The organism is Vibrio hepatarius, assembly GCF_011806575.1.
GTDB classification, from domain to species: domain Bacteria; phylum Pseudomonadota; class Gammaproteobacteria; order Enterobacterales; family Vibrionaceae; genus Vibrio; species Vibrio hepatarius_A.
Genome location: NZ_JAATOO010000045.1, coordinates 1 through 15,751, shown reverse-complemented (window position 1 = coordinate 15,751; position 15,751 = coordinate 1). Strand labels below are relative to the sequence as shown.

Below are 15,751 nucleotides of genomic sequence, written 5' to 3'. Positions count from 1 at the left end.
AGAAAATAGATATATCGGCTGGGATTTAGTGAGTATTACTGAAAGCTGATTTTAAACAAGGCAAATTATAATATGCGCAATAAACACTCCACGTCTGTGGAGCAAAGACATCACCATTTAGATAACTATCGCTCTCCCGACTTAATACGTGAGTTTAGTAAAGTATTTATTGATAGTATTAACCATAATTTAGAAGGCCGATGTGAAGCTGATTTACCAACATATTTTCAACACTATGCCCCCAAAGCAGTTGAGTATTGGCTTGAAAAATACATTGAATGCACTGTGCTAAACCACTGGCCCCGCGAGCATGGTATGTTTATGCTCGCACAAGCATCAGAGCTTGCAAGGGGACATTGGTTTATGCACCGCCATCAAGGAAAAACACTTGATGTCAGTGTATTTGACAGGCTGTTTCAAGTTGAGGCTCGTGCAGTGCGGCGCGATCTTGATAATTCGGAAGACAGACTAACAGCCTGGTTAACGAACATTAGTGTGGCGGTGCTGTGTAACGACCAAGCTGCACTCGACGAAATGTTCAAGGTAGAGCACAAAGACTTGTGCCAGAGCTTTGAAGGCCAGCCTATACGAGACATTGAGTTGGCGTTCTTTGACCTGTTCCGCGCTTTTCTGATAGGCGAAAGTGACAGGCAACGTCAAATTCAATTGATGAAAGCGGTCATTCCAGTTTTGACTGATGAAATCTTAATAGAAGCGTGTGATGGTGGTGAATATTGGCAGGATTTCTACCAATGGTTACGTTTTCCACTGTATAGCATCATTTCTGTATGTTGGGGATTTGAAGACACGAGCTTGGATGACGCAGTGACCGCCGCTATGGATGCTAACTACGAATACTATGCTGAAGTCGAACCTCTCCAATATCACGAGCCAACTGGAGAAAAATCGCCATATCTGCTCGAAAATGACGCTATGTTTCATACCATCACTACTGCATTTTTGGCGGTACACTACCAGCGTACAAATCAAACAATCAGTTTTGATTCTAAGTATGTACCACTATGGCTAGTGAAAGGAGAAGGGCCTAGTCGAGAAGATGTGTTGGCCAACCCGCCAGTGTTTGATTTAGAGCATGTCCTTAGCCAGACGTAAAGTCACGAATACTGAGTGACGGAATGTTTAACCTACAAATATTCTTTAGTTAATTTCTATAAAAAAAGGAGCCTGATTAGGGCTCCTTAATACCATCTATAGGGGAAATGGTATTTAAACGTTATAACTTTCCTTCACTTCCACACATATAAATCTTATCCATCACGACTTGTTTCATTGCCGCTTTACCCGGTGTGATGTACTTACGTGGATCGTTAGCATCTGGGTTTTCAGAGAAGTGTTGTTTGACAGCATTCGAAAACGCGATTTTCAGCTCTGTCGCCACATTCACTTTGCATACTCCTAGTTCGATACAACGACGCACCATCTCATCCGGTACGCCTGACGCACCGTGCAATACCAATGGAATATCGACCACCGCGCGGATCTGCTCTAGGCGAGCGAAATCCAGTCTAGGTTCTGCTTTATACAAGCCGTGGGCGGTACCAATTGCGACTGCTAGCGAATCGATACCAGTGCGGCGAACGAACTCCGCCGCAGAGGCTGGGTCGGTCATCAACGCGTCTGCACTATCGACGATCAGATCATCTTCTTGACCACCAAGACGACCAAGCTCGGCTTCAACGCTGGCGTCGTATCGGCTGCAGTATTCGACCACAGAGCGAACAATCTCGATGTTTTGCTCGAACGCATGGTGAGAGCCATCAATCATCACCGAGCGGATACCGTGTTCGACTTTATTGCGAATGTCTTGCAGGTCTTCGTGGTGGTCAAGGTGCAGCACTAATGGGATCGAGTGTTTGTGCGCCGCTTCTTTACAGATGCTGACTAGATAGTCGATACCAGCGTAGTCGTACGTTCCCGGCGTCCCGGCCAAGATGACTGGTGAACCTAATTCAGAGGCGGTTTCGACGATGACTTGCACGGTCTCAAGGTTATGAACATTAAATGCCGGCACAGCGTAGCCGCCCTGTTGAGCACGTTTAAGCATTTCACGAGAAGAAATTAGATACATAAAGCCTCCTGACTGGATACTGCGTCGCGGTCGAATACTAGACGTCCGTTAACCCAAGTCTTTGCAATTGAGAAATCTGAGTGAATCGCCACCATAGAAGCGTGTTTGCCCACTTCCAGAGTGCCGAGTTGATGTTGTAAATTGAGTGATTGCGCGGGAGTCAAAGATGCCATCAACCACGCTTGCTCAAGCGGTAAATTGAGCCAGTTCTGAATATTGGCGACGGCGTTGAGCAAAGTCAGAGTGCTGCCTGCAAGGCTACCAGTATCGGTGGTGACCACGCCGCCTTTCATCTCTACGGTGTACTCGCCAAGGCTATATTGACCGTCAGGCATACCTGCGGCGCACATGGCATCAGTAATCAAAGTCATGCGCGAGCCACAGCAGCGATGGGCAATATCAACCGCGCAAGGGTGCACATGATGGCCGTCGGCGATCATTTCGACGTAGCTGTTAGGGTGACACAAGCCAGCGCCAACCACGCCCGGATCTCGGTGGTGGAGTCCGCGCATGCCGTTATAGCAATGCACGATGCCGCTAGCGCCCGCATCGAGTGCCTGTTGAACTTGGTCATAGCTCGCATCGGTATGACCTAACATGACTTTGATGCCTTGCTTTTTTAAGTAACGGATCGCGTCTAGAGCGCCCTGTTTTTCTGGTGCGAGTGCGAATGTGATCAGCTGGTTATCGCTGTATGAAATCCACTGTTCCAACTCTTCAACAGACAGTTCCCTAAACCATTCGGTTGGATGAGCACCGCGATTTTTCTCGGTGAAATAAGGGCCTTCCAAATACGCTCCAAGAATTTCAGCGCCTTGCACGCCGCACTGTTTGCTTTTGGCAACTTGCTGTAAGGCTGCGCGAATTTTACTGACCGGAGCCGTCACAGTCGTCGCAACAAAAGCGGTAACTCCTTGGCTGGCAAAAAAGCGAGACATGGTGTCTAAGCTGTCGTGCTCTGCGTCCATCACGTCGCAGCCTTTGGCGCCGTGTACATGGGAGTCAATCAAACCCGGCATCAGGCTGATTTGGCCTAAATCGGTATAATTGTCGTGCTGCTGTTGGTCAAAAGGCTCAATGGCGTCAATGATTCCATCAACAACGGTGACCACGGCGTTGTCTAACCAATGCTTGCCGTGCAATACTCTTTGGGCTCGGTAGCGGTGAGTATCAGATACCATCACGTTCTTCCGCTGTGGTTGTTTTGTCTTTCAACGCCATTTCTGCAGTGAGTGAGGTAATACCGCGATCACCACACTCGATCGCTTGGTCACGAAATTCGATAAGGTTGAGCTCGTCGCGCTCTAGCAGCATCTCGGCCGCCATTTGCAGATTGGTGCCCGTTACGACTTGAATGTCATTACGCTCTTGGCTGAGCAGCGATGCGGTACGAAAAGGCGTGCCGCCAAGCAAATCAGTGAGAAAAACAATCCCTTCGCCGGAATCGATCTCTTGGATCGCTTGGCGCATCTGTGCTTCAAGTCGCTGCGTGGTGGACTCTTCAGGAAAGTCTAACGCTATGAATTGTTGCTGTTCGCCAATCACTTGGTGAATTGCTTTCTCAATGCCCGATGCAAACCCACCGTGGCCAGAAAGAATAACTGCAATCATGTTTCTATCCTCAATAGGGGCTGACTTAACAGCCCCAATACTGCGTGTGAAAATAAGGGTTATAGGAAGCCCATAAAGCGACCAGCAACACCAAGAGCAACCGTGATACCGATAAGTTTGAGAGGGCTCCAACCACGTTTAACAAGGGCATACATCGCAAGGGTGTACACCAGTGGTAAAAATGCTGGCATTAACTTGTCGATAACATCGCCCTGCAGCTTCACCACGGCGTCGCCAGCGGTGATTTCAGCGGTTGTTGACAGGCGCACGTAAGTCGCAACCAGTGCGCCAATCACGGTCATACCGACCATAGAAGCCGCGTGTCCGACTTTCTTGGTGTTGGCTTTGATGACCGGAATTGCCGCAACACCCATACGGTAGGCATAGTGAGCAAGACCAAAGCGCAAACCAAAGTGCACCACGTTAAACAGCACGAAGAAGAACACCGCGCCCATGATGGAGCCTTGCAACGCTAAGTCCGCACCGATACCACCACAAATTGGTAATAGCGTTAGCCAGAACATGGCGTCACCGATACCACCCATAGGTGCACCTACGGCAATCTTGGTGCTTTGGATACTGTTGATGTTTTGTTTTGAACGCTCCATCGCCAGTACGATGCCCATCACAAATGTCACCAAGAATGGGTGGGTGTTGAAGAAGCCCATGTGGCCTTGCATCGCTTTGGACAGGTCAGCCTTGTTGGTGTGGATCTTTTTCAATGCTGGGATCAGGCCATATAGCCAACCCGATGCCTGCATACGTTCATAGTTGAAAGACGCTTGTAATAGGAGTGAGCGCCATGCCATACGATTGATGTCGGCTTTGGTTAACTCAGCACCAATCTCTTTGTTCTCGTACTCGTCAGGAGACACCCCAGGTGCAGGTTGCACATCAGCGATCTGACGACGTAGGTCGAGTTCATTACTTACATTAGATTCCATCTTCAAAGTCCTCTGCTGGTGCTGTTGTTGCTGGGGTAGGTTCTGATTTACGCATAAAGTCGATAATCGCCATCGCAGTCGCTGCGGCAGCAATCGCTAGGATTGGTAGTTGTAGCCACGCCGCTGCAACAAAGCCGAGGATGAAGTATGGGATGTAAGCGTTCTTCATCATGATTTTCATTAGTACTGCAAAACCAATTGCTGGCATGATGCCACCGGCAACGCCTAAGCCGTCGATGAGGTCTTTTGGCAGAACTTCAACGATTTTTCCGGCGTGCTCTGCACCAAGGTAGACAGGTAAAAATGCGCATAAGAAGTAGAACGTCCCCAATACCGCAAGAGCCATGTAGTTGACACGTTCGATACCGTCGGTGTCGGCGGCTTGCGCATATTCATCACACTTAGACATCACCGCTGACATTGCTGAGAAGAGTAGGGTGATACCCATCTGTACCGCGACAGCGAATGGCACCGCGACACCAACCGCGACATTTGGCTCTACTTTGGTTGTGATAGCGAAGGCTGTGCCGACGATCGTACCGATGATTACATTTGGCGGCTGTGCACCTGCTAGAGGGGCGAGACCCATCCAGATCAGCTCTAGAGTACCGCCGACCAAAATACCGGTTTGTAAGTCGCCTAAAATTAGGCCGACAAGTGGACCGAGTACAACTGGACGGTGGAAGTGGGTGAGACCGTTAAATAAATCTAGGCCGGCGAAGAAGGCTAAAATGCCGAGCATCAACGCCTGAAATAGTCCTATTTCCATGATTGGTGTCCTTAATATTTAGATAAGAGTAAAGAGGTCTGTTGCGCTTTCAGTGGGCACTCCTTGGATCGTGCAGGTCACACCTTGCGCTTTTAATTGTGCAAATTCCGCCAGGTCTTCAGAATCAACTGAAACCGTTTTGGAGATCTGTTTTTTACCTTCCACGTAGTGCATGTTACCTACGTTGATATTGCTAATTGGTACGCCTCCTTCCACCAATTGGCGGAAGTCTTTTGGCGTGCGGCATACCAATAGAATGCGCTGGCGGTCAGCAGCTTTATGAATGGTGTCGATGGTTTTCTGTACCGTCCAAAAGCGGATTGCGATACCGTCTGCAAGTACCATTTCCATAAGGTTTTGCTGAATGGAATCCTCAGCCACCTCGTCGTTAACAACGACGATAATGTTGGCGTTGGCAAAACCTACCCACTGCACACCGACTTGTCCGTGAACAAGGCGCTCATCAATGCGGCTTAAAACGATATTTGGCATGGTTTATTCCTTTTAAAATGAGTAATTGAATGGGTAGATGGTGACACCTTGCACCACACGGTTAACTTCACCTGTCGGGCACGGGTTATCCGGCCCTAATCCCAACTGGAGCGACTTTTCAAACGCCAACATTTGGCAGAACAGAATGAATGGGAAGCAGAGCCATTGGTCACCTAAACCAAGCTGGCCGAGTTCAAACACATCGTCTTCACTCATGGCGAATTCGCTGATCGCCACGTGTGCGAGCGTTTGGTTGTCACGACGAATCTCATGAAACAGATCCAAATCGTACTGACGGGTGTAGTTGTCACTGGAAATCAATTGAATCACGAGTGCCTGTTCGTTGATGGAGAACTTAGGCCCATGACGAAAACCCAAAGAAGAGTCGAAGGTTGTCATCACTTTGCCTGCGCTCAGCTCTAATGATTTCAGAGAGGCTTCACGGGCAAGTCCGGCAAAACCGCCGCTGCCTAGAACCACCAAACGTTGGTAAGGCAGAGTCGCAAGAGATTTGATACTCGCTTGCCACTGTTCAATTTTGGCTTCACATAATGTGGCGGTGGCGCTGATTTGGCGTTGCCACTGCTGCGGAGTTCCACCACCAAGCAGCGTCAACGTCGACATCAACATGCAACTGAAGCTTGAGGTCATGGCAAAGCTTTTATCGTTTGAGCCTTCCGGCATCAGCAGGCAGTACGCATTTTTGGTGTTTTCTGCGTAGCGAGAGAGCTCACCGTCGCCGTTACAGGTCAAAAAGAGGTGGTAGCAATCTTCGACCAATTGATCGGCCAGCGCGACAGCGGCAACACTCTCTGGGCTGTTCCCCGAACGAGCGTAGGAGACTAAAAGCGTTGGGCGGCTCGGGTCTAAATATTGCTCTGGGTTCGATACCAAATCGGTGGTCGGAATCGACTCTACTTGGAAACGTAATCCCGCTTGGATAAAGGGAGCAGCGGCGTCTCCGACAAAGGCAGATGTACCTGCGCCAGTTAGGATAATGCGCAGATCTTCACGAGCGAGTAATGGGGCAATGAATGCGCTTAACTGGTCGTAGCTTTGTTCAAGAATCGTCGCGAGAGCACGCCATAAACGAGGTTGGTGGCTGATTTCTTGCGCGGTGTGAATACCTTTGTACTGCTCTAACCAAGAGCGTTCATAGCCTAAAAAAGCAGTCATTGAATAGTCTCCTTTTGCGCCACTGCGTTGGAATAACACGCGTTGGAGTACACTTCGGTGACTTCCATGATTTTGTGCATCACAATCTCAGCGGGCAGATTTTGAATTTTATGTTGAGAGATAGCCTTAGCTTGGTTTGGCAAATATTGGCTAAGGAGAGTCACGGGCAGCGGTGTTGCAAGCAGATTGTCAAATAGAGCCTGTTGCGCCGCTTTCACTTCTGGGTGTGTCCAGTAGTAGCGAATGCGGTCGCTTAAGCTGTAGCTGCAATCCAAAAATTGTTGGTGTCCTTTACTGGAGTAGTGTGAGCGCCAGTAGTTAGGCTGTTCATGCATAACCTGTTCGATAGTCTCGCGCAGGTGAGAGGCGTGATGCGTGCCGAGCCACTCTTTTTCGGCGCGGTCTAAACCGTAAAGGGCTTCACGCAAGGCAAAGGTTAAAGCTGGGCCAACTTTTAGGATCGCAAAGTGATCACGTACTAGCTGGTGATAAGCTGGCGGATTTTGGTAATCGGTAGAGTGCGCTTCAAATACAATGTTTGGCTGGTGTTCAACAAGCTGGCTCAATGCCTGAGCTTTGCCACTGTCGTAGTGGTGCACGTTATGGTGGTCAAACTCGACGCCGGGTTGAACGACCAAGCCGATCACGCGTGACCAGACGTTAGCGATACCGATATCGCTGAAGGCTTGGTGATGGGCGTTTAACGTCGCAAGCGCTTCTTCTGGTTTGGTGATTTCAATGGTTTCGTCTTCTAGCGATTCCAGTGCACCGCCGGGTGTTGGCACTTCGGTACCGATGACATAAACAGGGGCTTCACCACCAGTACTTTGCCAAGCGTTTTCTGCTACTAGACAAAGCTGCGCTGCGCGTTCTGCCATGATGGTTTCGCTCAACGGCAGTTGGTCATCGGCACAAGGCATAGAGCAATCAAGGTGGATCTTTTTAAAGCCAGCAGATACGTAGTCGTGAATCATCTGAGCGGAATATTCCATCGCTTGTTTCACGTTTAGATGTTGCCAGCAGTTTGGGCCTAAGTGGTCACCACCTAACACGATGTTGTCGATCGGAAAGTTGAGACTGTTCGCGAGCTGGAAAACATAATTAGCAAAGTCTTGCGGCGTCATGCCGGTGTAGCCGCCAAATTGGTTGACCTGATTAGACGTCGCTTCAATCAACACCAACTGGTTGTCATTTGCTGCTTGTTGGATCGCCGCTTCAAGCACGAGCGGGTGCGCAGAGCAAACGGAGTAAATCCCCTTGGTGTGTCCTTGTTTGTGTTGTTCGATAAGCGAAAGTAACGATTTCATGGGAATTCCTAGTTAATGGTTTGGTCAGCAAGAATGACTTTGACACCCATATCAAGCAGGGCCTGATGGGTTGCATGGGGGATATTGCTATCGGTCACTAGAACGTCGATTTGGCTAGCTGGGCGGATCATGCAAAAGCTTTTGCGGCCGAACTTACTGGAGTCGGTCACCGCAATGATTTGTCTCGCGACGTCGCACATTGCACGGTTGACCTGCGCTTCATGGTTATCTGGCGTGGTGATGCCCGATTGAAGGTCAAAACCGTCCACACCCAGGAACAACTTGTCGAACAAATAGGAGCGGATTTGTTGCTCGCCGTGGTGACCAATCAAAGAACAAGATGCACGACGTAAACTGCCCCCGACGACGTGCAAGTCGATGTTGTCTATATTGTTGAGTTGATAGGCGGTATTGAGCGCGTTGGTCATTACCACCAATTGCTGCTTTGAGGCTAAGTACTGAGGCATCAGGCCGATAGTGGTACCCGAATCTAAGATGATCGCTTCACCATCTTTAACCAGTGCCGCAGCCGCCTGAGCGATACTCTGTTTAGCGCTTCGATTGAGTTGGTCTTTACGATACAAAGGCTGATCGAAAGCGAAATTTGGATTAAGTGTTGCACCGCCGTAACAGCGAAATACACACCCTTCTTTTTCAAGTAAGTTGAGGTCATGGCGGATAGTGACAGCAGATACCTTGTACTGGCTTGCAAACTCATCGACCTTGCCAGATCCATGAGCACGAATGTGCGCCATCATGTGTTGTCTTCGTTCTGCACTTGTCATTACCAATTCCTCTTTCGCTACATTTCGGTTGTTGGATGAAATGTTTCGATTTCTTTTGATTGGTATTAAAGCAGGTGTCAGAAAACGAAATTAAACGCGAGATCACATTCGCTTTTCTTTCGGTTTAGGGGTTAAATGTCTTTCGTTTGTAAGAAAGTGAAAGGTAAAGCTTTCACTCTAAAGTTGAAACGCTGTGCCGAAATCGACGTAAATAAAAGGATGGCGATCTTTCACAGTGAAAGTTGTAAACAAATAGTGGAAAAAGTGGGGGTTTCGAAATGCAAACTGCGTGACTTCACAGTTTTTATATTTGGGTGGATTATTGATAGCCTGAATGGGTTGTTAGAAAAACATTTTTGAGTCGATAGATGACGAAGTTGTCACTCTAACTTATTCAACAATATGCACCTCTACGCCGAGCGAAGAGAGTTCATCCACATAGTCTTGAGGAATTCCGTTATCGGTAATCAGGATATTGAGCTGCTCTGGACGAGCGATTAAGCAAAAACTTTGGCGGTCAAACTTGGATGAATCGGTAATCGCAATGATGTTTTGTGCGGCTTCCACCATTTGGCGGTTAATGTCGGCTTCGCCTTGGTGCGGTGTGGTTACTCCAGCCAATTTGTCGAAGCCATCGACGCCTAAAAACAGTTTGTTGAAACGAAAACCAGAGAGAAACGCTTCGCCGCCAGCACCATACAACGAATAAGAGTTTTGCCTCATTAAACCGCCCGTGACCATGATCTCCACATTGGCTTGATTGGCAAGGTGATAGGCGATGTTGATGCCGTTGGTCATCACGGTGATGTTGCTTTTGCCTTTCAGGTGGTAGGCAATCTGCTCTGTCGTTGAGCCAGAATCAAGGATGATCTTATCGCCATCTTGGATCAAAGACGCCGCGTATTGGCCTAACTTGGCTTTGATATCGCTGTTGAGCTGCTTTTTGTCGTTGAGTGGTTTTTCGAACGCGAACTGAGAGTTCAGCAATGCGCCACCATAGCAACGAGTAACGCAGCCTTGGCGCTCTAATTGGTTTAGATCACTGCGGATGGTGACTTCTGATACGCCATATTGCTCAGCGAAATAGGATACCTCACCTTTCTGGTGGGTTTGGATGTACTGCAGGATTTCGTTTCTGCGTTGAGTGGTCGAGAGCATGGCGTCAGGTGTTCAAGAATTCGTAATGGCAACTTTAACCAAACGTGATTCGAAGTTGAATCTATTTATTTGAGACTTGGGGAAATTCTCAAATTAGTTTGTTAAACAAAAACAAACCCCACGCGTTGGTGGGGTTGCATCAGTCGTAAGCTGTCATTGAAGCTAGGCTTTCGGTTGGGTGTTGCTCGGCTTGCGGTTAGCTGGGCGGCGACGTTTTTGACCGTTGTTTGCTGCAGGGCCTTTCGTGTTACCTGCGCCAGACATACTGTCTCCGCGTTTACCTTGGTTGCCTTTATTTGAGCCATCGCCGTTGGCTTTGTTGTGACCAAAGTGACGCTTGTTTTTACTTGCTGGCTTATGACCACGAGCATTATCGCCAGAGCGTTGACCGTCCGCGTGGTCGGTTTTAGGTTTCTTCGGCTTTTTAGGTTTTTTCGGTTTGATTGGACGAGTATCCAGTTTGGATTCTGGCAACTCGTTCACTGGCTTATAGCCTTCAATTTCTAGACGAGGCAATACTTGCTGAATTAAACGCTCAATCGCAAATAGTTCGCCAGCTTCGTCTGCTTCAACAAGAGAGAATGCACGGCCGACTTCACCTGCGCGACCTGTACGACCGATGCGGTGTACGTAATCTTCTGCGACGTGCGGCAGTTCGAAGTTAACCACTTGTGGCAGCTGAGGAATATCAATACCACGCGCGGCGATATCGGTAGCAACCAGAACACGAACATCGCCCGATTTAAAATCAGCTAATGCGCGCGTACGAGCGCCTTGGCTTTTGTTACCGTGAATCGGTGCTGCGGTAATGCCTTCTTTTTCTAAGAAGAACGCAAGGCGGTTTGCACCGTGTTTGGTACGGCAGAAAACCAATACCTGTTTCCAGTCGCCGTCTTTGATCAGCTTAACCAACATCGGCGCTTTCTTGCGCTTGTCTGCTGGATAAATGGACTGCTCAATTGTCACCGCGGTTGAGTTTTCTGGGTTAACCGATACTTCGACAGGATTATTCACCAAGCCTTTTGCTAACTCGCGGATCTCGGCTGAGAAGGTCGCAGAGAACAGCAAGTTTTGACGTTTTGCTGGTAACAGCGCCAGAATCTTACGGATATCGCGGATAAAGCCCATATCGAGCATGCGGTCGGCTTCGTCTAAAACCAATACTTCCAGCTGCTCAAACTTAACCGCGTTTTGTTGGTAAAGGTCCAATAAGCGACCCGGTGTCGCCACCAGTACATCACAGCCTTTACGTAGCTTCATCATTTGCGGGTTAATCTTCACCCCACCAAAAACCACGGTTGAAGTTAGGCGTTGGTGACGGCTGTATTTGAACACGTTCTCTTGAACCTGAGCCGCCAGTTCGCGGGTCGGTGTTAGGATCAAAGCACGTACGTGATTGCCTTTGACACGAGTACCGTTGTCGAGGCGTTCAAGAATCGGCAGTGTAAAGCCTGCGGTTTTACCTGTACCTGTCTGCGCTGCTGCCATCACATCTTTGCCTTCTAATACGGCTGGGATAGCTTGCTCCTGAATCGGAGACGGTTTGTCGTAACCCTGTTCTTCAATAGCTTTAAGAATTGGGGCAGAAAGGCCTAAAGAGGTAAAACCCATAAATTGATCTCTGTATAAATTGGGGGGATATTCTCAGACAATTTACTTACTGAGAAAAGGGCGCCATTCTGCGCCCTTTAGGTAGGAACATCAACTGAAATTAACGTTGAGAGTTTTTCAAGATGTTGAGTTGAGGCGCATAGCGAAGCATCAATGTAAATAAGAAACCACTGATTACACCAAACAAATGCGACTCTACCGCGATACGCGCGTTGATCAGTTCGCTGGTAGATTGTGAGGCGCCCATGGTTAGTTCCCAAGTCACTTTGGCGACGACACCAACCACCAACAGCCAACTGCTTGTTCTTCCGTCTAGAGCTTCTTTAAGTGCGAAGCAGGCAAACAATCCGTGCAATACGCCAGATAAGCCAACGTAAGTGGTCATATCGCTTAAGAAGTTGAGTAACCCGACCAATACGCTGATAACCATTAAGCTGAACAGCCACAACTTCGCCGTCGGTTTGAAAATAAAACTGATGATCCAAAGTGCGGCGAGGTTCATACCGAGATGTGCAAAGTTGGTGTGGGTAAAGTTTCCTGATAGGATTCGCCACCACTGACCATCTAAAATTAATTGGCGATGCCATTCAGCAAGTGAAAGCATAGGCTCAAACTGGAGTCCTAAGCACAGCAAGCTGATAGCGATTAACAAAACAAATAAGCGCACACTATGTCCCGATACTGTTCTCAATGTGGAAAGTCACAAAAAGCTTGTATTTGTAAATGGATACAAAGACTAACATCGAATGTTGAGTTGGTCATCTTACAACATCCGAGTGAAACAAACAGACCCATGGGAACGGCGCGGATCTTAAAGCTCTCCTTGGCGAACAGCCACTACTTTGTCGGTGAGGATTTCAGCGCGCACGAAGCGCTGAATCAATTGCTCAGCGATCACCAATACCACCATTTTATTCTTTATCCTGGAGAAGGGGCGTTGACCCACAACCAAGTGGCAGACAAGCTCGATAGCGGTGAGAAAGTCCGTGTTATCTTGCTCGATGGAACCTGGAAGAAAGCTTATAAAATGTGGCAGTTGTCGAGCAACCTACACGCCTTGCCGTTAATTAAGTTACCGGAAGATCTGCAAGGGAATTACCGGATTCGCAAAGCGCCAAGTGACAACAGTTTATCTACCGTAGAGGCGGGCTATCACATCCTGTCACTGCTGCAACCTGAGCGTGATTTTTCTCCGCTGATCGAATCGTTTAATCAGATGATTGAGTTTCAAATCAAGCAGATGCCACCCGGTGTGTTTGAGAAAAATTATCTACAGTGATAGCAATAGCGTCTAAAATTAATTTCAAGCGCACCGTTGCCATCGGGCAGCTTGTCTGAATATAATGCCGCCGAAAACGTTTGGCTGGGATATCCGCCATACGTGCTTCGTATAATCCCACTGATACGGTGTGGGAGTCTCTACCTGGAACCGTAAACTCCAGATTACGAAGAGTTAAGTGCACTGCGCTTTTCTCTTTGTATGTCACAAATTCATCTCGAGAAAAGCGTTTGTTCATAATCATCTAATGAGGAGACAAGCGTGAACCAAGCTACTTTTATTCATCAACTACCCAAAGTTGAACTTCATCTGCACATCGAAGGCACATTGGAGCCGGAAATGATGTTCCAACTCGCGCAGCGTAACCAAATCGAACTGCCTTTTGCTTCGCCACAAGAAGTCAAAGCCGCGTATGAATTTACTAACTTGCAGTCGTTTTTAGATATCTATTATCAAGGCGCGAATGTGTTGATTGAAGAGCAGGATTTCTACGACCTGACGTGGGCGTACTTACTCAAGTGCCAACAAGACAACGTTATCCACACGGAAATCTTTTTTGACCCGCAAACTCATACCGCGCGTGGTATTCATTTTGATACTGTGATTACAGGCATCGACAGAGCAATGAAAGACGGCTTTGAGCAATTGGGTATCACCAGCCGCATCATTATGTGCTTTCTACGTCATTTAGATGAAGAGAGCGCGTTTGAAGTGTTAGAGATGGCGTTGCCACATAAAGACAAGATCATCGGGGTGGGGCTGGATTCGTCTGAGTTAGGCCATCCACCAGAGAAGTTTGAACGCGTATTTAACAAAGCGCGTGACGAAGGCTTTTTAACGGTGGCACACGCTGGCGAAGAAGGGCCAGTCAGCAATATTTACAACAGTCTGGAGCTGCTTAATGTGTCTCGTATTGACCACGGAGTGCGCTGCGCAGACGACGAGCAACTGGTCGCCCTGTTAGCCGAAAACAAAATGCCATTGACGGTATGCCCGCTGTCGAATACTAAGCTGAAAGTATTTGAAGAAATGCGTGACCACAATATTGTTGAGCTGCTGCGTCGAGGCTTGTGCGTCACCATCAACTCAGATGACCCAGCGTACTTTGGTGGTTACATGTCAGATAACTTCCTCGCGGTAGCGGAAAGCCATGCGTTAAGCAGAGAAGAGCTGGCGCTATTCACACTCAATGCCATTGACGCCAGTTTTATCAGCGAAGCGGAGAAGTGTGTATTGCGTGAAAAGCTGGATGGCTTTGTCGCGACCGCGTAACGCAAAATATTTGTGAGATACCGTCATTCCGTTGAGCTGGAATGACGGCTGCGTTTAATGAGAAGAAAAAAGCTGCTGGTGGAGTCGTTGCGCGTGTCCGTCTGTCATTGACGAAATGTAGTCGGCAATCACTCGGTATCCCGCGCTTTCATCTTTGTGCTCGAGCCATTTCTGACGCGTTTGAATCGGCAGTAATCTTTCTGGATCGGCACTTAACGCTTCAAAGATATCCATAATGATCTGCTGCCCTTTGTACTCGACAACCTGAACGTGTGGCACTTGAATCACATACTCACTGACGAAGTGTTTCAATATCTCTAATGCTTTATCCATCGTCGGTTCAAGATACGCATTGAATGCCAGTAACTCACATTCGAATGGCGCGTCGACGGGCTTGATAGAAATACTCGTCAGTAGCGCGTTGACCATACCGCCAATCGCGTCTTTACGCTGGAAATGAGTACCGGAAAACAGCATTTCGGTAATCGATGCGATGTGCTTTTCAAACCAAGGGTCGCCACATTCCGCCAGTTTACTCGCCGCCCCTTCAATCCATTGATGGCGGTTGACCATGCCCAGTACTAAAGCGTCTTCTAAATCATGCACGCCGTAAGCGATATCATCCGCCAACTCCATGATTGAACAGTCGATCGACTTATAACGAGTTTTTCGGTGTTGATGATCGGCGAGCGTATCTTCACGCATCAGGCTAAACAAGGTTTTGTCATTGTCGTTTAGTGGTGCGAGCAACCAGTCAAATAGTTCTTTATCGCAGTCATACAAACCTTTGGCTGGCATCCATTCTCGTGCGCGTAACTTGCGCTGGTGCGAGACACTGTTTGGGATGACTTTGGCGCGAGTGTCGCTGATAAGGGCAGGGTACTTCACCAAGCCCAACAAGGTGCGACGCGCCAAGTTCATACCGAAGTTTTCTGTGTATGGCTCTAGCTTGGTCACAATACGAAATGTCTGTGCGTTGCCTTCAAATCCACCGTGGTCACGCATCATGTAGTTCAACGCAACTTCACCGCCGTGGCCGTATGGCGGATGGCCAATATCGTGCGCTAGACAAATGGAATCAATCAGACTGTCACTCGGCAATAAGTCGCGAAACTCAGGTTGTTTCTTTTTGATTTGAGCGACGATACCCGTACCGAGTTGTGCGGCTTCAAGCGAGTGAGTTAAGCGGGTGCGGTGAAAGTCGTCAAAGCTGTTGCCGTGAACTTGTGTTTTGGCTTGTAGACGACGAAACGCAGCG

16 protein-coding genes and 1 riboswitch are annotated in these 15,751 nt (G+C 48.3%); of the genes, 3 read left to right on the top strand and 13 right to left on the bottom strand.

Annotated elements, in window-relative coordinates:
* Positions 1–72 precede the first annotated feature (72 nt).
* Positions 73–1,113, top strand: coding sequence for an Imm49 family immunity protein (locus HCZ42_RS21005; RefSeq protein WP_167422635.1), 1,041 nt, complete (start codon positions 73–75; stop codon positions 1,111–1,113).
* A 121-nt stretch (positions 1,114–1,234) separates the two neighbouring features.
* On the opposite strand, the gene HCZ42_RS21000 is transcribed toward HCZ42_RS21005, so the two are convergent.
* The 12 genes from HCZ42_RS21000 to rrtA all read right to left on the bottom strand — a co-directional run bounded on the left by HCZ42_RS21000 (position 1,235) and on the right by rrtA (position 12,609).
* Positions 1,235–2,089 (bottom strand): tagatose bisphosphate family class II aldolase, encoded by an 855-nt coding sequence (locus HCZ42_RS21000; protein ID WP_025522681.1) that lies wholly within the window; start codon positions 2,087–2,089, stop codon positions 1,235–1,237.
* Positions 2,080–3,270: an N-acetylglucosamine-6-phosphate deacetylase gene (gene nagA / locus HCZ42_RS20995; protein ID WP_167422634.1), complete on the bottom strand. Its 1,191-nt coding sequence runs from the start codon at positions 3,268–3,270 to the stop codon at positions 2,080–2,082. The genes HCZ42_RS21000 and nagA overlap by 10 nt, the downstream gene beginning before the upstream one ends.
* Positions 3,260–3,700 carry a PTS galactosamine/N-acetylgalactosamine transporter subunit IIA gene (gene agaF / locus HCZ42_RS20990; RefSeq protein ID WP_167422633.1) on the bottom strand — a complete coding sequence of 147 codons (441 nt, stop codon included), beginning with the start codon at positions 3,698–3,700 and terminating at the stop codon, positions 3,260–3,262. Before agaF ends, nagA begins: the two co-directional genes overlap by 11 nt.
* 59 nt (positions 3,701–3,759) lie before the next feature.
* Positions 3,760–4,644 (bottom strand): PTS N-acetylgalactosamine transporter subunit IID, encoded by an 885-nt coding sequence (agaE, locus tag HCZ42_RS20985; RefSeq protein ID WP_167422632.1) that lies wholly within the window; start codon positions 4,642–4,644, stop codon positions 3,760–3,762.
* Positions 4,634–5,413, bottom strand: coding sequence for a PTS N-acetylgalactosamine transporter subunit IIC (gene agaW / locus HCZ42_RS20980; RefSeq protein ID WP_167422631.1), 780 nt, complete (start codon positions 5,411–5,413; stop codon positions 4,634–4,636). Before agaW ends, agaE begins: the two co-directional genes overlap by 11 nt.
* An 18-nt stretch (positions 5,414–5,431) precedes the next feature.
* On the bottom strand, positions 5,432–5,905 hold the full coding sequence (agaV, locus tag HCZ42_RS20975) for a PTS N-acetylgalactosamine transporter subunit IIB (protein WP_167422630.1): 474 nt from the start codon (positions 5,903–5,905) through the stop codon (positions 5,432–5,434).
* Positions 5,906–5,917: 12 nt separating this feature from the next.
* On the bottom strand, positions 5,918–7,081 hold the full coding sequence (locus HCZ42_RS20970; protein WP_167422629.1) for an SIS domain-containing protein: 1,164 nt from the start codon (positions 7,079–7,081) through the stop codon (positions 5,918–5,920).
* Entirely contained in the window at positions 7,078–8,388 is a 1,311-nt protein-coding gene (locus HCZ42_RS20965) for a D-tagatose-bisphosphate aldolase, class II, non-catalytic subunit (protein ID WP_167422628.1), read from the bottom strand. Before HCZ42_RS20965 ends, HCZ42_RS20970 begins: the two co-directional genes overlap by 4 nt.
* Before the next feature lie 8 nt (positions 8,389–8,396).
* Positions 8,397–9,173 (bottom strand): transcriptional repressor AgaR, encoded by a 777-nt coding sequence (gene agaR / locus HCZ42_RS20960; RefSeq protein WP_167422627.1) that lies wholly within the window; start codon positions 9,171–9,173, stop codon positions 8,397–8,399.
* A 390-nt stretch (positions 9,174–9,563) separates the two neighbouring features.
* Positions 9,564–10,331, bottom strand: coding sequence for a transcriptional repressor AgaR (agaR, locus tag HCZ42_RS20955; protein ID WP_167422626.1), 768 nt, complete (start codon positions 10,329–10,331; stop codon positions 9,564–9,566).
* A gap of 162 nt (positions 10,332–10,493) precedes the next feature.
* Positions 10,494–11,942 (bottom strand): DEAD/DEAH box helicase, encoded by a 1,449-nt coding sequence (locus tag HCZ42_RS20950; RefSeq protein ID WP_167422625.1) that lies wholly within the window; start codon positions 11,940–11,942, stop codon positions 10,494–10,496.
* Positions 11,943–12,042: 100 nt separating this feature from the next.
* Positions 12,043–12,609, bottom strand: a complete 567-nt coding sequence (rrtA, locus tag HCZ42_RS20945) for a rhombosortase (RefSeq protein WP_167422624.1) — start codon at positions 12,607–12,609, stop codon at positions 12,043–12,045.
* 3 nt (positions 12,610–12,612) lie between these two features.
* Here rrtA and HCZ42_RS20940 point away from each other — a divergent pair, with 3 nt between their 5' ends.
* Both HCZ42_RS20940 and HCZ42_RS20935 read left to right on the top strand, forming a co-directional pair.
* Positions 12,613–13,221 carry a tRNA-uridine aminocarboxypropyltransferase gene (locus tag HCZ42_RS20940; RefSeq protein ID WP_167422623.1) on the top strand — a complete coding sequence of 203 codons (609 nt, stop codon included), beginning with the start codon at positions 12,613–12,615 and terminating at the stop codon, positions 13,219–13,221.
* Positions 13,222–13,308: 87 nt separating this feature from the next.
* Positions 13,309–13,408: riboswitch (purine riboswitch) on the top strand.
* 74 nt (positions 13,409–13,482) lie between these two features.
* The gene (locus HCZ42_RS20935; protein ID WP_167422622.1) at positions 13,483–14,493 is read left to right on the top strand and encodes an adenosine deaminase; all 1,011 of its coding nucleotides are present in this window, start codon (positions 13,483–13,485) and stop codon (positions 14,491–14,493) included.
* Between the two features lie 54 nt (positions 14,494–14,547).
* On the opposite strand, the gene HCZ42_RS20930 is transcribed toward HCZ42_RS20935, so the two are convergent.
* Positions 14,548–15,751, bottom strand: a 1,204-nt coding sequence (locus tag HCZ42_RS20930; RefSeq protein ID WP_167422621.1) for an anti-phage deoxyguanosine triphosphatase, incomplete at its 5' end; no start/stop codon positions are given.

Excerpts from the sequence above, each read along its gene's own strand:
- HCZ42_RS21005 (WP_167422635.1), top strand. The coding sequence starts at position 73 with ATGCGCAATAAACACTCCACGTCTGTGGAGCAAAGACATCACCATTTA.
- HCZ42_RS21000 (WP_025522681.1), bottom strand. The coding sequence starts at position 2,089 with ATGTATCTAATTTCTTCTCGTGAAATGCTTAAACGTGCTCAACAGGGC.
- nagA (WP_167422634.1), bottom strand. The coding sequence starts at position 3,270 with ATGGTATCTGATACTCACCGCTACCGAGCCCAAAGAGTATTGCACGGC.
- agaF (WP_167422633.1), bottom strand. The coding sequence starts at position 3,700 with ATGATTGCAGTTATTCTTTCTGGCCACGGTGGGTTTGCATCGGGCATT.
- agaE (WP_167422632.1), bottom strand. The coding sequence starts at position 4,644 with ATGGAATCTAATGTAAGTAATGAACTCGACCTACGTCGTCAGATCGCT.
- agaW (WP_167422631.1), bottom strand. The coding sequence starts at position 5,413 with ATGGAAATAGGACTATTTCAGGCGTTGATGCTCGGCATTTTAGCCTTC.
- agaV (WP_167422630.1), bottom strand. The coding sequence starts at position 5,905 with ATGCCAAATATCGTTTTAAGCCGCATTGATGAGCGCCTTGTTCACGGA.
- HCZ42_RS20970 (WP_167422629.1), bottom strand. The coding sequence starts at position 7,081 with ATGACTGCTTTTTTAGGCTATGAACGCTCTTGGTTAGAGCAGTACAAA.
- HCZ42_RS20965 (WP_167422628.1), bottom strand. The coding sequence starts at position 8,388 with ATGAAATCGTTACTTTCGCTTATCGAACAACACAAACAAGGACACACC.
- agaR (WP_167422627.1), bottom strand. The coding sequence starts at position 9,173 with ATGACAAGTGCAGAACGAAGACAACACATGATGGCGCACATTCGTGCT.
- agaR (WP_167422626.1), bottom strand. The coding sequence starts at position 10,331 with ATGCTCTCGACCACTCAACGCAGAAACGAAATCCTGCAGTACATCCAA.
- HCZ42_RS20950 (WP_167422625.1), bottom strand. The coding sequence starts at position 11,942 with ATGGGTTTTACCTCTTTAGGCCTTTCTGCCCCAATTCTTAAAGCTATT.
- HCZ42_RS20940 (WP_167422623.1), top strand. The coding sequence starts at position 12,613 with ATGTCCCGATACTGTTCTCAATGTGGAAAGTCACAAAAAGCTTGTATT.